General features: G+C 73.8%; 1 protein-coding gene. It reads right to left on the bottom strand.

The annotated features are described in order from the left end of the window. Positions 1-29 precede the first annotated feature (29 nt). Entirely contained in the window at positions 30-1,463 is a 1,434-nt protein-coding gene (locus tag A2U95_RS07195; RefSeq protein WP_166021369.1) for a class II fumarate hydratase, read from the bottom strand. Positions 1,464-1,566 lie beyond the last annotated feature (103 nt).

The raw sequence follows: 1,566 nt of genomic DNA, 5'->3' as shown, positions 1-1,566 counted from the left end.
CGGCCGGTCACGGCCGGTCACGGCCGGGGCTACGGCCGGGTCATCCGCAGCACGTCCAGCGCCTCGTCCAGCTGCTCCAGGGTGAGGTCGCCGCGCTCCACGTAGCCGCACTCGAGCACCACCTGACGGATGGTGCGGCGTTCCGCGAGCGCCCGCTTGGCCACCTTGGCGGCCTCCTCGTACCCGATGTAGCGGTTCAGCGGGGTCACCACCGAGGGGGAGGACTCGGCGTACTCCAGGGCCCTCTCGCGGTGCGCGACGATCCCGTCCACCGTGCGGTCGGCCAGCAGCCGGGAGGCGTTGGCGAGCAGCCGCACCGACTCCAGCACGTTCTTGGCGATCACCGGCAGCATCACGTTCAGCTCGAAGTTGCCCGCCGCGCCCGCCCAGGCCACCGTGGCGTCGTTGCCGACCACCTGCGCGGCCACCATCAGCACCGCCTCCGGCACCACCGGGTTGACCTTGCCCGGCATGATCGACGAGCCGGGCTGGAGGTCGGGCAGGCTGATCTCCGCGAGGCCGGTGCGGGGGCCGGAGGACATCCAGCGCAGGTCGTTGCAGATCTTGGTCAGGCCGACCGCGATGGTCCGCAGCTGCCCGCTGGTCTCCACCACGCCGTCCCGGGCGCTCTGCGCCTCGAAGTGGTCCCGCGCCTCGGTGAGCGGCAGCCCGGTGTCCCGCGCCACCTCGGCGATCACCGCCGCCGGGAAACCGGGCGGCGTGTTGATGCCGGTGCCCACCGCGGTGCCGCCCAGCGGGAGCTCCGCCAGCCGCGGCAGCGAGGCCTCGAGCCGCTCCACGCCGTACCGGACCTGCGCCGCGTAGCCGCCGAACTCCTGCCCGAGGGTCACCGGGGTGGCGTCCATCAGGTGGGTCCGGCCCGCCTTCACCGCGTCGGCGAACTCCTGCGCCTTGCGCTCCAGCGCCGCGGCCAGGTGCTCCAGCGCCGGGATCAGGTCCCGGGTGACGGCCGCCGTGGCCGCGATGTGCAGGGAGGACGGGAAGACGTCGTTCGAGGACTGGGAGGCGTTCACGTGGTCGTTCGGGTGGACGTCCCGGCCGAGCCGCTCGCTCGCCAGGGTCGCGATCACCTCGTTCATGTTCATGTTGGACGAGGTGCCGGAGCCCGTCTGGAAGACGTCGACGGGGAAGTGGTCGTCCCACCGTCCCTCGGCGACCTCGGCCGCCACCGCGCGGACCGCCTCCGCGATCCGGCCGTCCAGGACGCCCAGCTCGGCGTTGACCTTGGCGGCGGCGCCCTTGATCCGGGCCAGCGCCTCGATGTGGGCGCGCTCCAGTCGCTGCCCGGACAGGGGGAAGTTCTCCACCGCGCGCTGCGTCTGCGCCCGCCACCTGGCCGTGGCGGGGACCCGCACCTCGCCCATCGAGTCGTGCTCGACCCGCCACCGCCCGGCCTCGCCGGGCCCGTCCACCGCGGCTTCCCGTTCCGTCCCGCTCGTCATCGTGGTCCCTCTCCTCGTCCGCCTCGTCGGGTTCCGCCCGGCCGGAGCGCCGGCCGGTCCGGCCGCACGCCTCCCCTCCAACCGGTTGACCGGTTCCTCCTCT

The sequence above is a fragment of the Streptomyces chilikensis genome (assembly GCF_001642695.1).
In the GTDB taxonomy this organism is placed as follows: Bacteria; Actinomycetota; Actinomycetes; order Streptomycetales; family Streptomycetaceae; genus Streptomyces; species Streptomyces chilikensis.
This window is presented reverse-complemented; position numbering and strand designations above follow the sequence as displayed.

Bases quoted from the DNA above. Each gene is read 5' to 3' on its own strand.
- A2U95_RS07195 (WP_166021369.1), bottom strand. From the start codon at position 1,463: ATGACGAGCGGGACGGAACGGGAAGCCGCGGTGGACGGGCCCGGCGAG.